Annotated in this window: 12 protein-coding genes; 3 read left to right on the top strand and 9 right to left on the bottom strand. The window is 47.8% G+C overall.

Annotated elements, in window-relative coordinates:
* The first annotated feature begins 135 nt into the window (after positions 1 to 135).
* The gene (locus ACKWCC_RS11795) at positions 136 to 1,065 is read left to right on the top strand and encodes a hypothetical protein (protein WP_413996143.1); all 930 of its coding nucleotides are present in this window, start codon (positions 136 to 138) and stop codon (positions 1,063 to 1,065) included.
* 147 nt (positions 1,066 to 1,212) lie between these two features.
* Positions 1,213 to 2,226: a 3-dehydro-L-gulonate 2-dehydrogenase gene (yiaK, locus tag ACKWCC_RS11800; protein ID WP_413996144.1), complete on the top strand. Its 1,014-nt coding sequence runs from the start codon at positions 1,213 to 1,215 to the stop codon at positions 2,224 to 2,226.
* Positions 2,227 to 2,604: 378 nt separating this feature from the next.
* Here the strand turns inward: yiaK and rhaT are convergent, their stop codons facing one another.
* The 7 genes from rhaT to ACKWCC_RS11835 form a co-directional block, all read right to left on the bottom strand.
* Complete coding sequence (rhaT, locus tag ACKWCC_RS11805) at positions 2,605 to 3,657, bottom strand: L-rhamnose/proton symporter RhaT (RefSeq protein ID WP_413996145.1); 1,053 nt, start codon at positions 3,655 to 3,657, stop codon at positions 2,605 to 2,607.
* A gap of 17 nt (positions 3,658 to 3,674) precedes the next feature.
* Positions 3,675 to 5,075 carry a sulfatase gene (locus tag ACKWCC_RS11810; RefSeq protein ID WP_413996146.1) on the bottom strand — a complete coding sequence of 467 codons (1,401 nt, stop codon included), beginning with the start codon at positions 5,073 to 5,075 and terminating at the stop codon, positions 3,675 to 3,677.
* Between the two features lie 55 nt (positions 5,076 to 5,130).
* Positions 5,131 to 6,543: an L-arabinose isomerase family protein gene (locus ACKWCC_RS11815; RefSeq protein ID WP_413996147.1), complete on the bottom strand. Its 1,413-nt coding sequence runs from the start codon at positions 6,541 to 6,543 to the stop codon at positions 5,131 to 5,133.
* Positions 6,544 to 6,692: 149 nt separating this feature from the next.
* A complete protein-coding gene (locus ACKWCC_RS11820) occupies positions 6,693 to 8,126 on the bottom strand; it encodes a sulfatase (protein WP_413996148.1) in 1,434 nt (477 codons plus the stop codon).
* A 32-nt stretch (positions 8,127 to 8,158) separates the two neighbouring features.
* Entirely contained in the window at positions 8,159 to 9,244 is a 1,086-nt protein-coding gene (locus tag ACKWCC_RS11825; RefSeq protein WP_413996149.1) for a PKD domain-containing protein, read from the bottom strand.
* Positions 9,245 to 9,342: 98 nt separating this feature from the next.
* A complete protein-coding gene (locus ACKWCC_RS11830; protein WP_413996150.1) occupies positions 9,343 to 12,576 on the bottom strand; it encodes a family 78 glycoside hydrolase catalytic domain in 3,234 nt (1,077 codons plus the stop codon).
* Positions 12,577 to 12,628: 52 nt separating this feature from the next.
* The gene (locus tag ACKWCC_RS11835; RefSeq protein ID WP_413996151.1) at positions 12,629 to 14,917 is read right to left on the bottom strand and encodes a glycosyl hydrolase; all 2,289 of its coding nucleotides are present in this window, start codon (positions 14,915 to 14,917) and stop codon (positions 12,629 to 12,631) included.
* A gap of 414 nt (positions 14,918 to 15,331) precedes the next feature.
* Between ACKWCC_RS11835 and ACKWCC_RS11840 the strand changes: the two genes are divergently transcribed.
* On the top strand, positions 15,332 to 15,472 hold the full coding sequence (locus ACKWCC_RS11840) for a hypothetical protein (RefSeq protein ID WP_413996152.1): 141 nt from the start codon (positions 15,332 to 15,334) through the stop codon (positions 15,470 to 15,472).
* Between the two features lie 94 nt (positions 15,473 to 15,566).
* On the opposite strand, the gene ACKWCC_RS11845 is transcribed toward ACKWCC_RS11840, so the two are convergent.
* Together ACKWCC_RS11845 and ACKWCC_RS11850 are read right to left on the bottom strand one after the other, a co-directional pair.
* Entirely contained in the window at positions 15,567 to 18,044 is a 2,478-nt protein-coding gene (locus ACKWCC_RS11845; protein WP_413996153.1) for a hypothetical protein, read from the bottom strand.
* Positions 18,045 to 18,186: 142 nt separating this feature from the next.
* A complete protein-coding gene (locus ACKWCC_RS11850; RefSeq protein ID WP_413996154.1) occupies positions 18,187 to 20,184 on the bottom strand; it encodes a hypothetical protein in 1,998 nt (665 codons plus the stop codon).
* Between the last annotated feature and the right edge of the window lie 400 nt (positions 20,185 to 20,584).

Consider the following 20,584-nt stretch of genomic DNA (forward strand, 5'->3'; position numbering starts at 1 on the left):
ACTATAAGGTTTGGTATGTGATCCTTAAAAAGTAGGTCTAAAAAAGATATGTTGGTCCATATAGTGGAAAAGGCAAGAAAGCACAGGATGCATCTCTATTTCTTTTGACTTTTATTTGGATAAAGAACACTAGCGTTGAAAACAGTAAAAATCACGATGATGCACAAACGCACTTTTGTTATCCTCTTAATGCTAACGACGGCTTTTTTTTCTTGCGATTCAGGAGCGGATATTCTTGAAATGCCAGAAGTTACCGACGACCCTGTTCTGGAAGTATCAGAACTTGTGGATGAGGAAACGGGACCCATTACCAGATGTACCGAAGCGGGAACAAATCCCGATAGGGCTACCGATATTCCAAATCCCGTAAATGTGGGTACCATTGACGACCGCAGTTGTTACGCGGACTATAAGGAAATAACGATTGATGGCACGGTATGGGGCATTTACAACATCACGCACGAGTCCAACCACATGGACGACCCAAATACGCTACAACCCAGAATAGAACGTTCCCTGTCAAGGTCCCAGACCACTGGGATCGGAAGTTTTGCAAAATTTACGGGAACGGTAAGAATATTGGAAGTTGGTAAAACCAGTAATGATGGTAGTGATGGCACCTATATCATACAGGCCAAAGGTAAACATACCGGTGGCGGGGGGCCAAATGACCCTGCCATATGCCTGTTTTTGGCTAAACCAGTATATGGCCCAGATCAAAATGGCAATCAGGTACAACAATCGTTTGATATCTTTAGGGAACAAATAAACTTTAGGGGAGGTTCTGGAGCAGAGGGAAGGGACATCGTTTTTCTGACCAATATTGAAAAGAATGTACCTACTGAAATAGCATTGGAAGTTGGTTTTGCCCAGGATCCCAATGACGCCACTAAAAAAATACACTACGCCAATGCCGTGATTGGCGGCACCCCGTTCAATTGGGACATTCCCGAACCGGAAAGGGGAACCCAATCTGGAATTAGATACGGTGCGTACCGGGTTAAAGGTGGTAGAGCTCAGATTAGATGGGCAAATACTACCTATGAAAAAGTGGAAAATGACTAACAATGGTTATCCTTTAACAATTGGTCAGAGCTGATCTATTTGCTTTCCCAACCTTGTAAGGCACCATACCTTTTACCGCCAGAATGAGCTTCCTTAAACTGAAAACGCTTTCCAGTCTAAGCAGACCAAGATTATAAAAAAGAAGGAATGACGACCAACATCCCGGCCAAGGAAATGCGTGAAGTGCTAACGGCACTTTTCAGTAAACACGGATTTTCAAAGGAAAAAGCCAAACTACTGGCCCATGTACATACGGAAAACACCTTGCACGGTGTAAACTCACACGGTATTAATCGCGTGCCTTATTTCATTGAACAGCTGCAACGTGGTTTGGTTAAAAAAGATGCTGAGGCCAAAAAGGTGGAAGGTTTTGGCAATATGGAACGATGGGACGGTAAATTGGGTTCCGGAGTACTCAACGCGGTACAATGTACCAACCGCGCCATTGTCTTGGCCAAGGAAAACGGGATGGGACTGGTGGCCTTGCGCAACACCAATCATTGGATGCGCGCGGGGTACTATGGTTGGATGCTCGCAGAACAAAATTGTATGGGGATCCTTTTTACCAACACCGAACCCAATATGCCCGCTTGGGGCGGGAAGGAGGCGCGACTTGGCAATAACCCCTTGGTCATTGCCATCCCCAGAAAAAAAGGACACATTGTTTTGGATATGGCCATGACCCAATTTTCCTTTGGCAAAATCAATGAATATAAGTTAAGGGGCGATGCATTGCCATACGATGGCGGGTTTGATGGGCAAGGTCATCCCACTAAAAATCCAGATGCTATTTTAAGGAGCAAAAGCGGGCTCCCCATTGGCTATTGGAAAGGCTCCGCCCTGGCCATGGTTCTGGATATGCTGGCCACCTTGTTGTCTGCGGGAAGGTCCACCTATAAGCTGGGCCTGGAACCGTTTGAATATGGTGTTTCACAGATTTTTCTGTGTATGGATGCAGCAACGTTTCAGGACGGAGACCTTCGAGAAAAACTGCTGGAAGAAATCATTGCCTACACCCAAGACGTAACGCCAACGGGACCTAACGAAAAAACCCATTATCCTGGAGAAAGGTCTCTTGCCCATAAAATCGAAAATGAAAAAAATGGGATGGAGGTAAGCGAAGCAATCTGGCACAGGGTAAATGACCTTTTAAATAACTAAAAACCAAGATCGTGAAAAATAGTAGGAGAGCTTTCGTAAACTAGCGGCCCTTCCTGCACTTGCCGTTGCGCCTGCCCTATTTATCTCCAAACCACATAAGATGGCAAAAAACCCAGGCCAATGCTAAAACGGGTGCAGTATAGCGTTAATGCCCATTCGTTCCATGACGAGTTCAAAAGCGGGAAGATGGATTTTTTCGATATGGCGGATTTTCAAAAGGGAACCGGTACAAATTCCCCTTAATGTGGCAAAAGAAACAAACTTATCTTGATCTGCGCCGATCAAAAAGTGCATTAAACAATTACTAAAGTGTTATCTTAAAATTGTAACGCAAGTAATTTCAGTTTGCCGATGTTGTGCCGTATTAGCGGGGCGTTTCTAAATAGAATTTCCAATACCCACTAAAACTACAGACAATAGGATCATTAAGATCCCAAAAATAATCGTTGTCTTGGTGCGCCCGGCCACGCCCTTCCATTCTTTTCTGTAAATGCCCCAAAGGTTGGCCGTTAAAATGATGGTGGACATGTGCAGAATCCAAGAGCTGGCGCCGTTGCCCAGTTTGCTTTCGCCCATACCGTAAAAAAAGAACTGTAGAAACCAAACGGTTCCGGCAAGACAAGAAAAGAGCAGGTTTTGGGCAATAGGGGAGTCCGTGTTGGTAAAATCGGTATAGGATCTGTTTTTTAGGCTGCGCAGGCCGGTCCATATCAAATTGCTGGTCAATCCGCCCCAGAGGATCACCACAAAGGTCACGTTGTTGGCAAAGAGCGGGTCGTTTCCGGATGCAATGGCGGCTTCTGCCAGTGGTTTTCCGGATTCGATGCCAAAATTGAAAAAAGCGCTCAGAATGCCAGAAACGATGGCCACTGCCAATCCCTTGAACAAATTGAACTCGGCGATGCTCTTCTTTTTTTCCGCTTCGGAAAGCTCTTTCTCTTTCATCATTCCGGCCCAGCCACATACGGCAATGCCCAACACACAGACCAGTACGCCCAACAAAACCAATTGCCCACCAGAGGAGGCAACCATATCCGAGAAGGCCACTTTTCCAGTGGTAGGAACCATATTGTAATATAGGGGAGGTACCAGGGCGCCAAATGCCGCACAAAAGCCAAGTACCACGGAATTGCCCAAGGACATGCCCAAATACCGGATGCCCAAGCCGTAGGAGAGTCCGCCTATGCCCCATAGCAGTCCCATCGCATAGGTAAAAAACAAAAGGCTGCCAGATGCGTCACCAATAATTTCGGTAAAACCGGGCGCGGTGAGCCACGCGGCAATGGGCGGCACAATGAGCCAGGACATAAGGCCACCCACCATCCAATAACTTTCCCATGCCCATCCTTTTACCTTGTTGTAGGGCATATAAAAGCTACCGGCGGCGATCCCCCCGAGCGAATGGAACAAAACTCCTAAAATTGCTTGCATACCTGTTGGGCTAAAATCTAATTATAACTGTTCCTGTCCTTGTATTCAGGATTTCGTTCCGAGGGGATCGGGGCATTTGTCTCTTTCCACCATGTTTTAAGGAGTCCCAGCAACTCATTTGCCTTTTCGGGATGTGTGGTTACGAGATTATCGGTTTCGCCAATGTCTTTGGATAGGTCATACAACTCCATCCCATTGTCCTCAAAATAATAATGTAGTTTCCAATCCCCTTTTCTTATCACTGAACCCGGACGGGTTCTGAACAAGGGGTCCCTGTTTTCATTGTCATCTACATTATAAGCCTGTAAATAAATGGGGAAATGCCAAAATAGCGAACGTTCCAAGGTTTTGGTCTTTCCCTCTAAAACGGAAGACAGATTTTGACCATCCAATTCCAAAACAACATTTTCAATACCTGCGTAGGCCAAAACAGTGGGAAAAATATCCATGTTCGTTATGGGGACATCACTTGTTGTTTGGGCCTGAATCCTCTTTTTGTACACAAAGAAAAAAGGCTCACGAATACCACCTTCATAATAGCTGCCCTTACCTGCCCGTAAAGGCTTTTGTTTGGTGATGCCATACAGACCTCCGTTATCAGAGGTAAATACAATGAGCGTATTGTCCAGTAGGTCTCTTTCTTTCAATTTGTCAATGAGCAATCCTATGTTCCTATCCAGATTATCTACCATAGAGGCATATTCCGCATTTCCCTGACCTTCCCAGGGCGACTTTTTTGCGTATTTGGGAACAATACTGTCCACGGGCATGATGGGCACATGTACCGCATAAGGGGCATAGTTTAGATAAAAGGGTTTTTGAACGGTGTCAATAAAAATCAGGGCTTTTTCAACAATTAAATCCGTAAGGTATTCGGCCTTCCCTTTTTCAAGGGTCACATTTTTATAGGGTGGACGGTAACTTTTTGGAAGACCATTGTGCCCCCCTCCAATATTCAGATCAAAGCCATGGTCCAAGGGGTTGTCGCTCAAATGCCACTTGCCGGCATGGCAGGTGGCATAGCCGTTTTCCTGCAGCACCTCTGGTAGGATCTTATGTTCGGCGGCCAGGGTGTGGGTGTTCTTGGTGGGAATCAGTTTTCTATCCTCCGATCTTCCCCTGGTGGAGGGCGATACGGTGTATATGCCGTGGCGCGGTGTCCACTGTCCCGTCATTAAACTTGCCCTACTGGGAGCACAGTTGGATGCGCTCGCATACCCATTGGAAAAGACCATGCCCTGACTGGCAAGATAATCCAAGTTGGGCGTTTCATAGTATTCGCTGCCCATAAACCCCACATCTTTCCATCCCAGATCATCAACATTTATGACTACGATGTTCGGAACGCCAACCTCTTGCTTGTGAATGCATGATACGTAAGAAAGCGCAACTATGAGTAGCGGTAGTATTCGTTTCATTTTATCCTAACTTAATTCTTAACTGATTGACCAGTGTTGTATCCACAGAAAAAACCTAACATATTTGCACGACCCTCAAGTTCAACAATTTTCCCAGTTTTTCAATTTTCTTGGCCATATGCCCCACGCCAATGGCGCAATGGTGGGAGGGCCCCTGTTTGGACCATTGGTTCATAAATGCCCTGGCCCCAATGGAAAAACGATACCTACTGTTGGTATTGCCAATATGCAAAACTGGTCCTTCAACAGATTCTCCTTCCGCCACCAACAAAAACACATCGTCTTTGCCCTCTACCACGGAGAGTAAGGTAACCGGGCCATGCTTTACGCTCATTTGTATGGAGAGTCCTTTGCCGGGCTTACCGTGATATACGGGCAAGGGAACCAATTGTACCTTTCCCTCGGCAATGGCAAAATGTGCGGGACCATCATGTCCGAGCATTACTATATCATCATTGAAATCCATTGCATAGAATTCGGAAAAAGACCCACCTGTACCAAAGGCATCCATGATCTTCATGGCCTGTGCGTTTTTTACTTCATATTCTCCCGCCACGGGAACATTTTTACCGGTTAACAGGGTATTTCCCGCAATGACGGAGGTAACCATGTTTTCGTAGGCGTTGCCCGATTCGCCTTCGTAATAATAGGCCAAGGAACCCAATTTATGATTTTGCACCAGTGTGTCCAAAGCTATGGAGGTCTTTGCGGCCCGTACCAATTCTTCCTTTTCGCAGGTCTCGGCCACCTCAAAAGTATTATTGAACTCTTCCAATTTGGTTTCCACTTCGTTGTCCGTAACGGCATCACGATATTTCTTGAGCTCGCACATTTCAACAATTTCTATGTGCGTTCCAAAAGCGGCGGCCTGCTTGGTCAAATCGGAATACACATCCAGCATGCCCCCATAATAGTGGCCCAAGACCCCTAAGCGATTGTTGTTCATGACCCGTTTTACGCGCGCGGCATCTATCCAATCCCGTAGTGCTGTCCAAACGCTTTCCTCATCCAAATAGCCGCTGACGAAGTCATATCCTATTCCCGCTCGGTTGAACACATTGGCCAGTTCCGGCACGGAGCAGGCTTGGCAATGGGCCAGCCATTCCCCCGTCATTTTGCCCCGATCCCCAAGGGCATTGAATTTTTCGTAATCTATGGCCGCCACGGGCTGTATGTTCAAAATGACCACAGGGCATTTTAGCTTTTGTACCACCGGCAGCACGGTGGACGAAAGGGCGTAGGTGGACACATACAAGAACAGCATGTCTATATCTTCCTTTTTTAGTTGTTGGCCGGTAACGATGGCCTTTTCTGGTGAATCTACCAAACCCACATTTACCACTTGGGCGTTGAAGGATTCCATCTTTTTGGCAATATGGTCTTGGTAGCCCTCCAAGCGTTCTTTCAGGCCTTTAAACTGGGGCCAATAGGTATCCAGTCCAATACCGAACAATCCAACTTTTATCATTGTCTTATTTTTTTTAGTGTGCTGTCAAAAAAACCTCTTTCGTTTCATTGGTGTATGTAATTCATAGTATTGAACAGCTCCAGGCCTACCATCGTAGATGTCCATTCAACGCTATCCATTTTTAGACGGACATAGGTGACTTTCCAAGATCAGTCCAACCTTGTTTTTAGTTTATGGGTTAACTTTTTCACCAATTCTTCCTGTTCCTCTGCCACATTCTTTGTTTCCTTTTCTGTTGACGTATGGTCATATAATTCCACAAATCCATCTTTATGAAGTATCATCCTATGGGTCGGGGTTCTAATGGTTGAAGCCTTGCCGTTATACGCTATGGCATCATGACCTGTGGTATTTGGGTCTGCTACTATTTTTTTTAGAGAAACCCCATGGCCATACCCAGGGATTTCAATTCCGGCCAGATCGCATAAGGTCGGAAAGATATCGACCGTTTCAACAATGGCATCTGTACTCGCTCCTTTGTTTTTCATTTCTGGATGGTGAATAATTAAAGGTGCATGCAATGATTCCTCGAACAAACTGTGTTTTCCCCAAATGCCATGTTCTCCTAAATGCCATCCATGATCTCCCCAAAGCACCACGATGGTGTTTTTATCTGCCCCTGTCCTTTTCAGTTCCGCAAGTATTTTTCCCACTTGGGCATCTGCATAGCTAACGCTTGCCGCATAGTGCCGGCGAACATCATCGGCGAAATCAGGATCGGTATCGGGATTTTTACCCCAGCGATTGTATCTCATAAATTCACCTGAGCCATGCCATGTGGTTTTTCCTTTTGGTTTTTGTGGATGTTTTATCTCTGGAAACACAACGCCTTCATACCGGTCATAATACTTTTTTGGTGCACCAAATGGCAAATGTGGTTTAATGATTCCGACTGCCATAAAAAACGGGTTTTTAGGATTCTGGGCCAGTGTGTTCAGTTCCCTGACAGCTTCATTGGTAATTGCGCCGTCAGGATAGATACCATCATCTCCTGCCACTGTCTGGAACACATCCATCTCACCGGCCTTTACCCTAATCTCTCCATTGGCCAAACCGTGCATCGTTCCACGTGGATGTTCCCATTGCCCTACCGGCATAAGATGTTTGTCCCATGCATTTGGCATTTCAATTATTGTGCTATCATTCCAATTCTTGCCGCCTCTACCTCCTGGATGATGAGACACTTTCCCCACGGAAACCGTGGTATAGCCGTGTGATTTAAACCACTCTGGCATCGATTTATCCACTTTTTGTGTGCCTTCGTTCATTTTATCCGCTCTTTGGAAAAGAGCACTGTTTGCTTCGGGGCCAAACTGTCCTGTCAATAGGGTGTAACGCGATGGACCACAACTTGGGGAATTCACAAAATGTTTCCGGAATCTAATTCCCGTTTCCGCAAAAGCGTCAATGTTTGGTGAGCTAATATGCCCTGCCCCAAAACTCTTTAACTCTGGACGGAGGTCATCCACACAGATGAGGAGCACATTAGGTTTTTTGGCACCTTCTGTTTTTTTACAGTTCGTTGTTACCAAAAGGGATAAGATCGCATAAAAAAAGGGGCTCATTTTTTTAATTACCATCATTATATTGTTTAAACAGTATCCGGTCATAAAGCCTACTTTGTTACCACATCCCAGACTTTGGACCTTATGGATTTGCCCTCTTTGTTTTCAACCGTGAGTACAACCGTCCAATGACCTGCTGTGGTATATTGATGTACAGGGTGTTGTTCCTTGGAAGTGCTTCCATCGCCAAAATCCCACAACCACTTTTCAACGGTGCCCAAAGATTCATCTTTAAAGGCAAACACGCGCCTGTCCCGATCAACCTCTACAAAAGACCAATTTGCTTGTAGCCCAGTGAACTCTTCCGCTAGGGGCATCAACCTGAATGCATTTAAATAATCGCCATCGTGGATCATGTTGAGGTCATGCGCCAGATTGATAAAATCCTTTCGTACCTTATCATCATCGTCATAATCCAGCACGCACCACGATAGTGCAATACGTTCATTTTCCTTTAATTGTGAAACTGCAGATCCATTGATGCCTTCAATGGCGGCATGATCAAAGGGGGTGATCCAAAATTCCATTTTGAGCCACCCGGGTTTGCCCTGTTCCAAGTGGTGATCGTAGGCCGCATTGGCATGCGGGAAGTCTTTGATCCACGGGGTATTTCCCCAAACCATGGCCCAGTCCTTATTTTTCGGGGGCATAAAGACATGGTAGTTCTGCGCATGCGCCCCGTGTCCTCTAAAGTGCAGTTCCTCCATGGGGATCCTACTGGTATTGGCATTCCACTTTTTAATGAAATTGCCGCCAGACATATCTGCATCCACCACCAGTTCAAAAATATCTTGTTTGATGTCCAAGCGCTCAAATTCCCAGAAATCATCAAAAACCTCTACAAAGAAGTACAACCTATTCAAGTCTTTTACCCATCCCACCTTTACGGTTATATCCAGATCGGCCGGGTCCAGATCAAACCCAATGCCGTTCACGCTCTCCTTCATTTGATCCAGGCCAATGGCGTAGGTATCCGGCACCAGGTTCCAATCGGAAAAATCGCCGTCCACCTGTGGCATCTTATGTTGGGGGAACTGAAAAATGGGGTAAATGGTGTCCCTAGCTTGAAAGCCAAATGATGCCATTGTGCCACAGCCATAAATGGTAAGATATAAGAAATAAAGCAGTTTGCGCATGTTCAGTACTTTTTAAGGCTTCGGCCCTTACCACAAATGGTATCCTTTTCCAGTAGAGGTTATCTTCCAGTGCCTCTTTTTGAATACCAACCGGGCTATCATTCCTTATGTAAAATTTTCAGTTCTGTAATGGAGGCCGCCCGCTCTGCATCTACAATGTACAGTCTGCACTTTGTGCTTTTAACGGCATTGAATTGATGGACCTTATCCGGGCCACAAGAGGTGCCTTCCACAAGGTTTTGCCATGCCCCATTCTCCCAGTATTGCAGTTGATACCCCCGGATATTGTTCTCGTGCTCATCTACAATAATTTGGTTGAAGGTTTGCGGTTTTACCCATTCCACTTCAAGATATTGGTCTTTGCTCGCTGCGGCCCACCAGCGGGTGCCCGCATCTTCATCGTTTGCCCTAAAGGCTTCATAAACCGGTAATTTTTCCGATTCTATGACCATGGAAGACGCGCTCATACGCCCTATCTTGGATAGATTGGCCGGTTTGTTCAAAGGGTCGGGGTATGTTGTTTCCGGTAGTTGGTCCACCAGAAAATCGTAGCTGCCAGACGTTACCTCATATATCACATAGGTACCAACGGCATCATTTTTCTCGGTGCCCACATATTGGATACCTTCCGCTTTTTCGGCCAAAACACCGTTTTCTTTGATGCCATCTTTGCCCATTGCCGGCAGATAGACCTGCGCCGTGGTGTTTATGGGCACCTCAATATGAAAATGGGCACCTGCATCCTTCCTTTTCCAGTTCACGACCACATTGCCGTACATAGATCGGTATTCGGTGTTGGCATGGGTCAGATCTCCCACAACCGCGGGCTTAATGAGCATTTTCTGCATGCCGGGATGTTCTGGGTGGGGCCTTATGCCGCCAAACCCTTTAATGAAATAGCCCCCAATACCCGTGTAACAGGTGTGTATCTGGCTACTTCCAATAGCGGACCAACGCTCTGGCCATACGGTTTTGTCTTGATCCAAAAAGTAGCCGTAGCTTGGGTGTCTTTTATCTTGTAAGAGTTCATAGATCAAATCCATCCGTTCGCCGTATTCCGTAAAATAGCGGGTGTAGAGGGCCTGGCCCGAGCTGCCGGTGTCGTAGTACGGAAATTTATAGAGCACCTGATCTACCAGGTTGTCGTACACTTTTTGCCTTTCGGATTCCGGGGTAACCCCTGCAATCAGGGCAAAGGCCTGGTTCACTTGGTGCCCTTCGCCATATTTTCCCGTGGCAGGGTCGTATAAATTGGCATGGGTTGCCTTGCGCTGTACTTCCAATCGCTTTGAAAAGAGGGCAATATCTTCGGTTTTGTTCAGGGTTTTGGCAATGTTCAAGGCATTTTCCAACATAAAGGCATAGACCGTATTATTGAAATGGGCCGATTCCGGAGAGTTGCTTGAGCTCCAAAAATTACCTCTGGGCGTGCACCAGTCTCCCAATCCTGGAAATTCCAAAGTGCCCCGCTCACCAATTTTTAAGGTACCGCCACTATCATAATCAGAATGTTCGTACAGCCAGTGCATCCACTTTTTCATGCTGTCATAATGGTTATTTAGCAAACGTTCATCGCCCAACATCCTGTAGGTTTCCCAAATGGTAATGGGGCTGTTGGCCATCCACATTAAAAACTCAAAATCGTCTCCGTTGATCACGGCGCGCATTTTACCGTCATTGGCCTGTGAGTCTTGCATAAATTGGGCATATTGCGCCATATAGGCCCCGCTCTCAAAATTGGGCAGGGCATCACCGTACATCGCCGCCACGGTCACCTCGCCCCAACCACGACGTTCGCGATGGGGACAATCTACCAAAATGCCATCAATGGTATTGGCAATATAGGTGTTTAGATTAATCTGATAGATCTTGTTCATCAATTCACTGGAGCTTTCAAATTTGCTGATCTGCTTTCTGTCATTGGTAATGACATGTCCTTTGATGTCCTTTAGATCTGGTTTGTAACCAATGCCGTAAACGGTAACATAGCGCCCTCCGGCAAGATTGAACCGATTGGTGAAATGGCCCGCACCGGTTTTGTCAAAAACGTACTGGCTCCGTTGTTCCCAAGAGGAGACGACCTCTTTATGGTCTGCAACCTCAAAGGTGATGGTATCGCCCTCTTTTCCCTGGAACAGATTCATTTCAAAAAAGCCCGTGTAATTTTCACCCATATCAATGATATAGTTGCCATCTTCCTTCTCTTTAACCCCAATGGGGCTTATTTCCTTGAACTTCACCTGGGGCTCCACCATTTGGGCGCTAAGCGTGGCCGTGATTTTGGTAGTGGGCGGATTGGCATCTGTATTAGGTCCCCGAATGGCTCCTTTAGGGCCTAAATTTAAGTTTACAAAGCCAACTTCTTTGGCGTTCTCATTATCGAACACCACGGCGTTGGCCCAATGGCCATCATCGTAATCTGCGCTGTTCCAATCGTCTTCACGTAAACGTTCATCTATGATTTCACCGCCAAAATCCAAAATGTCCCATGAGCCAATGTAGGCGCTGTAGCTTTTTTTACATTTCCAGCTGGCGTCGGTTGCCAATACCACATTGGTGGTATCCCCTGTAATATGGGCTTGGGCCTTAAACACAAATGGTGGGTCATAGTATTCTTTCATCCTGCCCCATCGTGCCCAACCTGCCGCATGCCAAATACCAATGACATTGTCGCCTTTTGTGAGGTGTTCCTTAATGTCATAGGTAAGGTACGGGAGTCTTTTTTTCTTGTAGGACAGCACGGGATTCATTACCGCATCGCTCACTTTTTTACCGTTCACGTACACCTCATGATACCCAAAGGAGGCCACATGGACGTAGGCTGATTCTGGATCGGCATCTAAGGTAAAGTTCTTTCTGTACCAGTTGTGATCTTTTTTGTTTTGACCTTCTTTGTAGATCCATTCGCCTTTCCAATCCTCTGGCTGCAGTAGCCCCATGGAGAATATGGCCGGTGCGCTCCAACCCGAAGGATGGCCCGCTGCATCCCAAACCTTCACCTTCCAGTAGTAGGTTTTGGTGGACTCCAACGGAATCCCTGCATACACCGCATTGACCGATTGGTTGGAGGAAACCTTGCCCGAGTCCCAGACATCTCCCGTGTTCCCGTCCAAAAGGGCAGGGTTACTGGCCACCAATAGCTGATAGGCCGTTTGTTGTTGCCCTCTTTTAAAATGGGGTGCTTCCAATTTCCAACTCAATCTGGGTTGGGTGTTGTCTATGCCCAAAGGGTTGTTTCTGTACTCGCATTTTAGGTCGGTCACCGCCAATTCAGATGGCGTTGTGCAACTGCTTAAGACTGCGGCCAAAGCGGCCATAACAAATTTTGCCATTTTCATTTTAATAGGTGTATTTCTTAGGGTTGGTCTCATTGATGTCTTATTTTCATTTGGGCATTTCATTCGATATCCAAAAAACGGCACTTACCGCAGGTAGGGTCAATTTGGCCTTGGTAAGCACTTGGTTGTGTAGGGTCCCTTTCGTGGTGTTGGTCAGGGGAGAAATCTGGCCGGTATGCGGATTTGCCTCAAATAACGTAACATCCCCTTTTAAGGTTACCTGGGTCTCTATGTCTTCGTCACTGGAATTGGAGAAAAAGTAGATATGCCTACCTTCCTTTATTTTGTGGATATAATTGAATTTTCCAAAATCCGAAGCCAGGGTTGGATTGGGAGAAAAGGCCACATCTGGCGTGGGGCCCACGGCCAGGGCCTTGGATAGCTCAGCTTCATTGGCATCTGGCAAATGAATAGCCCTGCCACCGGAGTTGTTCTGGTTTATGTGCGGGTTGCCATCCAAAGGGGCATTGGCATCCACCCCGAACATTTGCTTTATCAAGGTTTTTACCTGCTCGTCCTTTCCCATTTCAGAGGATTTATAGGGCAGTTGTCCCGTGGATATCACCAAGCCGCCTTGGTCATAATAGGCTTTTAGCTTTTCCAGTGTCTTTGCCGATATCACTTTGCAACCGGTTAGGATAAGGGCTTTATAGGTTTGTTTGTTTTCGAGATTGCTTAGGGTTACGGCACCGTTTTGAATCGCGTATTTGTCCTCTAAAAAGAATTCGGGGTGAATAAAAGTGAAATCCTGTCTAATATCGTTGGTCAACAACCCGCTAATTTCCATATAGTTGGTCTCGGGAGAGATAAAGAACCCCTGCCGCGGGTTAGCTGGGTCTTCAAATCGGTACCAGCCCGCCAATTCTTCAAACGGATAAAAAACCCCTATTTCCGAAACTCGTTTACCACCTTGCAACAACATACAAGCGCGGCCTACAAACTCTGAATACTCAGGTAATGCAGGGGCCAATTTTTCACTGTAAGGCGAGACCAAAGGGGAAATATAGACTTGCTCCGGATTGTACCATAGGCCATGCGGCACCACAAAATTTACCCCACGGGAAAACAGGTCCATTGCGGAGCGATATAACATCAAAGAGTCAAAAGTTTTTTCTTTGTACGCCCCATAGATTTCTGTGGATACCACTGGCTTATCGTAATAATCCGCTGCGGAACTTATCAATTTATGCCCATTTTGACCAAACTGATAACCGATAATGGCATCCGTTAAGGGCATGGCCATATGCCGATAAAATTTAAAGATATCGGCATTCATATCAATTGGGGTAGGGTCATAATTTCCTGGTGGATGTCCGGTATCCTTTAAACCGTTTGCTTTGGCCCATTCCCCCACCAATTTCGGAAATCCCTCTGCCAAGAGTTCTGCACGGGTCTTAAAAAAGGCGTGACGGACCGATTCCGTTTGCGGACCAATGTCATACCACAGGGCAGGGTACCAAGGTTTGGGATCATAGCCGTTCAATTCCTTAAACTTTTCATTAAAGCGGCCCGTCCATGTACGGGGGTGTTTCCAAAAACCCACATCGTCAAAAAATACTTTCTTAATGGTTGTCCCAAAATAGTCGCCAAAGTTTTTTTGGTGTACCCCATAGGTTAGTTCCATGAGTTTACGCACCGCAGTGGTATCTAAATAATCTACTACGGGGTAGGCCTTATGGTAACTGTCTTTCACCAACACAAAGCTCATCACCTTCCAACTTCCTGCTGGCAGGTCATAATTCAGAACATTATTATTTATAAAGGGAGTAAGTTCAATTCTTTCCAATGTTTCGGTATTCATCGCCACTATGGAAAGTACCTGTCCGTCGGGAAGTTTTTGCCTTATTTGCCTTGGCCCCCGGACCATATGTTCAATTTTATCCAAGCGTTTCATGGTATGTTGGGGGTACAGCTCACCCAATTGGCCACCCGCCATACCACTTGGGAAATCGTTGTCGTCATATAAAATAACCTCCATATCCAATTCCTCGGCGGTATCCAGAACGTCTTGGAACCGTTCCAGGTACTCCCCGGAAAGAAACTTGGGTGTTGTACCGGGCCGTCCATTTTTTTTGGGCGCAAGGGGTAAAACGCTGATTCCGCTAAAACCTCCCAATTCCTTGGCATCTTTCATTTGCTGGCGTATGCCATTGGTGGTCAATTCCCCATTGATGTGCCAGAAGGGCATGGGTTTATAGGCTGCTGGAGGATTTTTGAAATCAGCGATCAAGGCTTTTGGCAGGTCCAGTCTTTGGGAAACGCAAGATAGGCTGGTAAGGCCCGTGAGGAGCATGAAAAAGGACAAGGCCATCTTTGTTTTACCGGTGTTTTTCATTTTCCTGGTTTCTGTTGTGTTTGTTGGCTCCATATCCAAACCCAAAATTTGGATCACAGCCCCATCGTTTTTAGGTTGTCTTTTACCCGAGCCATTTCTACAGCCTCTATTTTTTGGGACAACTCCCCTGACAAGTCAATGATGTGGCCATTTCCAACCCAAACGGGCATAAATTGTCCACTAAATTATGGTTCGGGCGTTCCTTTTCTGTCCTGTGCTGTAGGGTGGCCGTTTGGCCCTTAGGGCTCGTTGTTCCGTTCTTGGCCACAAAAGAAGGTTCGGAAGGTATGGGATACTGGTTTTTTCCGCCCCAGGTATCGTTAGGAGTGCCAGGCCCCAAAAAGCCAAAGGGCCAATATTGAATACAACAAGGAGCGTCCCTTAAGGTACCAAACCGGCTACAATGCCGCCGGTTTGGCATTTTCCCATATAAGTGTGGGGGAGGAGAGGGCCCATATGGTACACAACCATGCCTCGGAACGGCTGTATGCCCGCCTTGGAGTTCACGGTACCAGTGATCCCGGAGACCTCAGGGCATACGTACAGCTCAAGTAAGTTGACGTGTGTAGGTGGTCATAAACCTTGCCAGTCCGGTATGGCAGGGCTACAACAAAGACGGCGATGCCATTGCAGCGGGCGCCCCCAAAGATCAAGGGCCATCTGGGTGGTATTGCAGGGTGCCTTTTCCAGTGGCGTCGGCCTGGATCACCTTTTTGCCGAAAGACAAACGTTTGCCCTCGCCAATGTAGAGTTCCACTTCCTCTTTCCCCGCATTGAATGAGGTGCGCACAATGCCAAACCTACCCTTAAAGTCCACTCCTATGGACTCATCCACAAAATGGCTGTCGGGGCCTTCATTGGATATGATAATGTCCGTGATTTCGGCATCCGCTGTTTTGCTCTTTACCACCGCACCTACCTGATTCTTGCCGTCCCAAAGGGGCTGTACATCCACAACACTGGATTCTTTTTTGGTGGAAGGTTCCAAAATGGCGATATAGGGCCGTTTCCAGGCCTCTCCTTTCTGGCGTATGGTAACCACCTGTGTTTTTTTGTCCACATATCCATTTTTTGCCTCACGGGTGGGAGGGGCCAAAGCGTGAACATAGCTTCTGCGGATTCCACCGGGAACGAACATGTGCATGTAGCGGTCATCGTAATCCAGGTGAAAACGGATTTTTATGCCGGACTTGGTGACATCGGTTTTCCGGGTGTCTTCAAAAAAGCGCCATCCCGGGGATTTTACCACATCGCCAATATCGTTGTCGTATTGATTTGTGGCCCTCAATGTAAGGGCCGTTCCGGCCAAGGTGGTGATCTGGGTGTTATCTCCCAGATTGTGGTAGATGTAATCGTGGAACTTGTTTTTCTGGTTGGATCTGGAGCGAAAGATATCAAAGTAGTACGCGGTGGTTTCACTGGTTCTTATGGTGCTGAGGGTTCTTTGTTGTTCCGCATCGTTCACAGTGTCATCCAAGTATTGGGTGGCAAAGCTAAAGGACGGGGCAATGCCGTCTTCCAGGTGCTTGGGTTCCGCGGCACTGTTCACAACGGTGTTCTGCCAAACGTGTGCCCTTCGTTTCCAAGAACCTTCATCCCTGCCGTGGGACGTACCGTTAACCACCACGGTGTTGTTACCGGCATATAGCCTAAAGTAATGCTCGTGCAGCGGTATTTGGCGCTCTGCCACCGTTGGGGGGAGTCCGGCACTGGGCGCCATCACGTACCCTGCTCCATAGAGTTCCATGCCAATTCCCGTGAGATGGGAATGTACGTAATGTGCCCCTCCGATGATACCGCAAAGGCCGTATGTTTCATTGTTGTTTTTCGCCGGGCTGCGCTGTAGGGCCACGCCAGCATGCTCCACCACCACCGTTTTTTTGTTAAAATCAATTTCACTGTTCAGGTCTTTCGGAATGTCCACGCCCCAGAACAGTTGCAAATGGCGGTATTGGTCATAGGGGCTGCTACTTTCCATACTGGGCATGTACCCGCCTTTGGCCCTGTAGGCTTGGTTAAGGGCCAGTTTGGCTTTTTCCACAATGTCCGTATATCCTCTGCGCAGCCCAATATCCAGGGCGTAGCGGTAGTTGTTGGCCGAGAAGTCATTGTTGCGCTTGGAGTCGCCATAGGTTACAAACCTGCGGTCTGGGTGTCTCAGGTAATCGTACAGGAAGTTTCCGTTAAAAATGTGTTTGGTGGCCTCGGTGACGTTCAGCTCCGGTTTTATGCGGTCAATAATGTTCAGGTTCATGCTCACAATGGGCATGAAACCGTAGCTCAGGGATTCTGGCCAAAGCCCTTGTTCAGAATAAATGGGCAAGATGGTGTTCTTGAAGGAGTTTTGGTGGGCCGTGCCCTTTTCCCAAAATACGTTGAAGAGCCGCTCCCGTTCCGCATCGTCCTCAATGCAGAGAATGCCGAACAGGGCGCCCGGGGAGGTCAAGATGGGGTGGTTGCTCACCACCTTACCGTGCACATCGGGCGCTCCATATTCCTGCAGTACATTGCCCACTATGTTCAGTAGTGCTTTTTGGGTCTTTTGGTCATTGTAGGGCAGGTATCCTCCTTTGGCGGTACTGAAAACCTGGGTGTTCCGCTTTTTTAAAAAAGGATGTACAAAGTCATAGGTAAGGGCAATGTGCGGGTAGGTGGTTCTGGGGTCAAAAAAGGCGTTTCCGGTAATGGTGGTGGTTTGCGGTGTTCTGGGCGCCAGCTCATCAACATACACCTGTAAGATGTCGGCTGCCATCTGTGCATAGGCCTCATCCTGTTCCAAATAGTACAGCATGGCCGCTTCGGAAGCCAGTTTCAAAATTGCAAAATGGCCAGATGCCAGACCGGCCGCCTGTTGCTCGGTTTTCTTCTTGCTCCCGTCGCGAAAAACGGGAACGCTGTCCAAGATGGCCAAAGGATCTTCTCGGTGCAGGGCAAGTCTGGGATCCACATTGCCGTGCATCTGGGCCACAATATGTTGCGCCCACGGATATTTTTCCACTTTTTCCAAGAGGGCTGGCCTTTCGGATGGGGTGGTGTAGATAATGGGTCTTTCCAAACTCTGGGCCATGGCCACCGCCATAAAGAGAAAGCACCCGTATGCGAGCCAAGTCCTTAGTGATTTCTGCATCTGTTCCGTATTGGTTTTTCTACTGTTGATATTAGGTTGAAGGGGCCTGGCTCGATCATAAAAGGGCAAGTTCATTTCCCTTGGATGCTTCCGTGGCCTTGTGCCCCGTTCATTTTTTATAGGTGTGATGCCTGCCAAACCTTTATTTTTCAACATGGTCCAGTAGCAGTCTCTTTACCTGATCTACCGTTCCCAGTTGCAGTCCGCCATTGGTGGCACCGGTGATCCAATAGAGCACCATACCGGCATCGGAGCAGTCCCATTTTCCTTTTTGAAACCGCACCACATCGTCCACTTCGGCAATTTTTCCCTGTAGCCACACCCATTGAATGCGCGGGTCGGGATGGTTTTTGGCCCAGTCCCATTTGTCCAGGTTCACTTTTAGGTTCACGTTTTGGTCCGGTATCCGTACTTCCTCCACCCCAAAGTCCAAGATCTGTTGCCAGGTATAAAAATCACCTGCGTCATCGTTTGCGGGATGGTGCGTTACCACCTTTACATAGTTGTGCTTTTCCTTATTTGAGGCCTCCAAGGCCAGCCCAATGATATCGGGTTCCCCGGCCTCAATGATCCACAGGGGGTCTTGGGGAGTGGAGGCGTCAATGGCCTTGGCCAAATCTGCCACGGTCTCTTTTTGCTGCCATTTGGCATCAAAAAAAGTAAGATGGTCAAAGCCGCCCCATCTTCTTGCCGTTACATCACAGGCGGCTTGCATCAGGGCGTGCCGCTCTCTCTCCGCCCTTTCCGAGATTCTGTCCACGCGCTCAAGATCACAGCTATGGGAGTAGTGCACCAAGCGATCTTGCAGGCCAGCGGCACTTAATAGGGCAATGGATACGGCCGTGCCCCCAAGATCGTCCGGATCGGGCGAGTTTCCGTCTGCCACTACCGCAATCCGTCCTTTTGGCGGATTGATCGTGGGTGCCTCATTGGCATCCAAGGGCAACGCCCCGGGCGCATTGGCCACGGTTTTTCCCTTTCCCACGGGGGCAAAGATGAGGCCAGACCACCGGGCCCTGGCCCATTCTTTTCCATCTTTACTGCCAATTTCAGAGCGTACCGTGATCTTGTCCCCTTCCTTGAGCTGCACCTTTTCCCACACCTTGTTCGCGGATTTGCCCTCCACAAACCATTTTTGGGTAAGCGCCGGACTAAAGGTTCCCAAGGGCTTTTCATTGATCAGCACGGTAAATTTGGATCGGCCGTCGTGTTCCCCGACACCCACGAAAACCACATCGTAGGTTCCGCTTTCAAAGGAAAACGCCATCGTTGTGCTCGCCTTTTTGTTTTTGTTGGGGTTTATGCCCAGCCATCGGCCCCCGGCATCTTTATAGTACCCGGTGCCTTCCAACGGAAAATCGGCCACGGGCAACGTTTTGTTGGTAATGACCGAGGTACTGATGACCTCGTAATAAGAGGGCTCTGGCCATTGTATCCTTACCCGGGGCCCTTTTTCCGTGGGAACAAAATCCTTGTCCTGCACTAGGACAAACTTGTCCATGGCAAAACCGTCCTCGCGCATGCTGAACTGGATGTCATGATAGCCGGCGGTGGGAATGTCCAGATAAATTTCATGGGGCACGCCGCAGTGCACCTCCTTGGTGCGCTGTTTGCTGGCCCAGGTCCATTTGTTCTTGCCGTCGCACCATTGCATACGCTGCCCCTGTTCCGGCCAAGTACCGTTGAGGCCCACGTGAACGCCATTGTCCTCACTGCCCGTACTGTGCGCCCGTGCCCAAACATAATAGCGCCCGGGAGTGTTTATCTTTACACGATAGTGCACAACGGCCAACTGTCCAGGGGTGTTGGAGAAGTTCTCGCCACGAATGAGCTTATCGTCATGGGTGGCGCGGGTATCGGGCAGGATTTTAATGTACCCATTGTTGCTGGTGTCCCCACTGTAGTTGGCATGCTTGCCCAAATTGGGAGATTCGTGCTTGTTGTAGCGGTACCACTGGCGCTGGGCTGTTTTACTTTGTTTAAAATAGTATTCGGCCTCCACGGCCACCACACCGTTTTTCTCTTCAAAATAATGCTGCTCCTCCAAAATGGGAAGGTGCATGTTGGCCACTTCTTGCTGGCCGAATAGCGCGGAAAGGGAACTTAGAATGGCAATTCCCAAAGCAGTTGCTCTGTTCATGATAAAGACGTATTTAGTGTAAGCAGCCAAAGGGTACAAACAAGCAGCAAGCTACCATTTTAGCTCATGGCCCCTGTCCTGTGGTATCAGGTCTTGCCGGGAATGTGGCGGCCCGCCCATACCCGTGACCACAGGACGGTTGCCCCCCCAATTATGGGTACTTTTGGGTTTTTAATATGGCCCAGTGCCGTCATTAAAGTAAACAACTGTCTTAAAATGATGGTTTCATCCCTGTTTTTTACCCCTTGTGAAGTTCTTTATGGATAAGAAAACAGACCCTTCTGCCCAGCTGTTCCAGTGTAAACAGCTATACGGATGGCACGCCCTTGGGTGGGGAGGCCATTTGCCACCTGGAGCATTGGCACAACGGCTCATAAGGTTTGGCACACCAACAGGGCAG

It is taken from the genome of Maribacter aquimarinus, assembly GCF_047345505.1.
Classification (GTDB): domain Bacteria; phylum Bacteroidota; class Bacteroidia; order Flavobacteriales; family Flavobacteriaceae; genus Maribacter.

What these genes read in the sequence shown, in the direction of transcription:
- yiaK (WP_413996144.1), top strand. Translation starts at nt 1,213, where the DNA reads ATGACGACCAACATCCCGGCCAAGGAAATGCGTGAAGTGCTAACGGCA.
- rhaT (WP_413996145.1), bottom strand. Translation starts at nt 3,657, where the DNA reads ATGCAAGCAATTTTAGGAGTTTTGTTCCATTCGCTCGGGGGGATCGCC.
- ACKWCC_RS11810 (WP_413996146.1), bottom strand. Translation starts at nt 5,075, where the DNA reads ATGAAACGAATACTACCGCTACTCATAGTTGCGCTTTCTTACGTATCA.
- ACKWCC_RS11815 (WP_413996147.1), bottom strand. Translation starts at nt 6,543, where the DNA reads ATGATAAAAGTTGGATTGTTCGGTATTGGACTGGATACCTATTGGCCC.
- ACKWCC_RS11820 (WP_413996148.1), bottom strand. Translation starts at nt 8,126, where the DNA reads ATGATGGTAATTAAAAAAATGAGCCCCTTTTTTTATGCGATCTTATCC.
- ACKWCC_RS11825 (WP_413996149.1), bottom strand. Translation starts at nt 9,244, where the DNA reads ATGCGCAAACTGCTTTATTTCTTATATCTTACCATTTATGGCTGTGGC.
- ACKWCC_RS11830 (WP_413996150.1), bottom strand. Translation starts at nt 12,576, where the DNA reads ATGGCAAAATTTGTTATGGCCGCTTTGGCCGCAGTCTTAAGCAGTTGC.
- ACKWCC_RS11835 (WP_413996151.1), bottom strand. Translation starts at nt 14,917, where the DNA reads ATGAAAAACACCGGTAAAACAAAGATGGCCTTGTCCTTTTTCATGCTC.
- ACKWCC_RS11845 (WP_413996153.1), bottom strand. Translation starts at nt 18,044, where the DNA reads ATGCAGAAATCACTAAGGACTTGGCTCGCATACGGGTGCTTTCTCTTT.
- ACKWCC_RS11850 (WP_413996154.1), bottom strand. Translation starts at nt 20,184, where the DNA reads ATGAACAGAGCAACTGCTTTGGGAATTGCCATTCTAAGTTCCCTTTCC.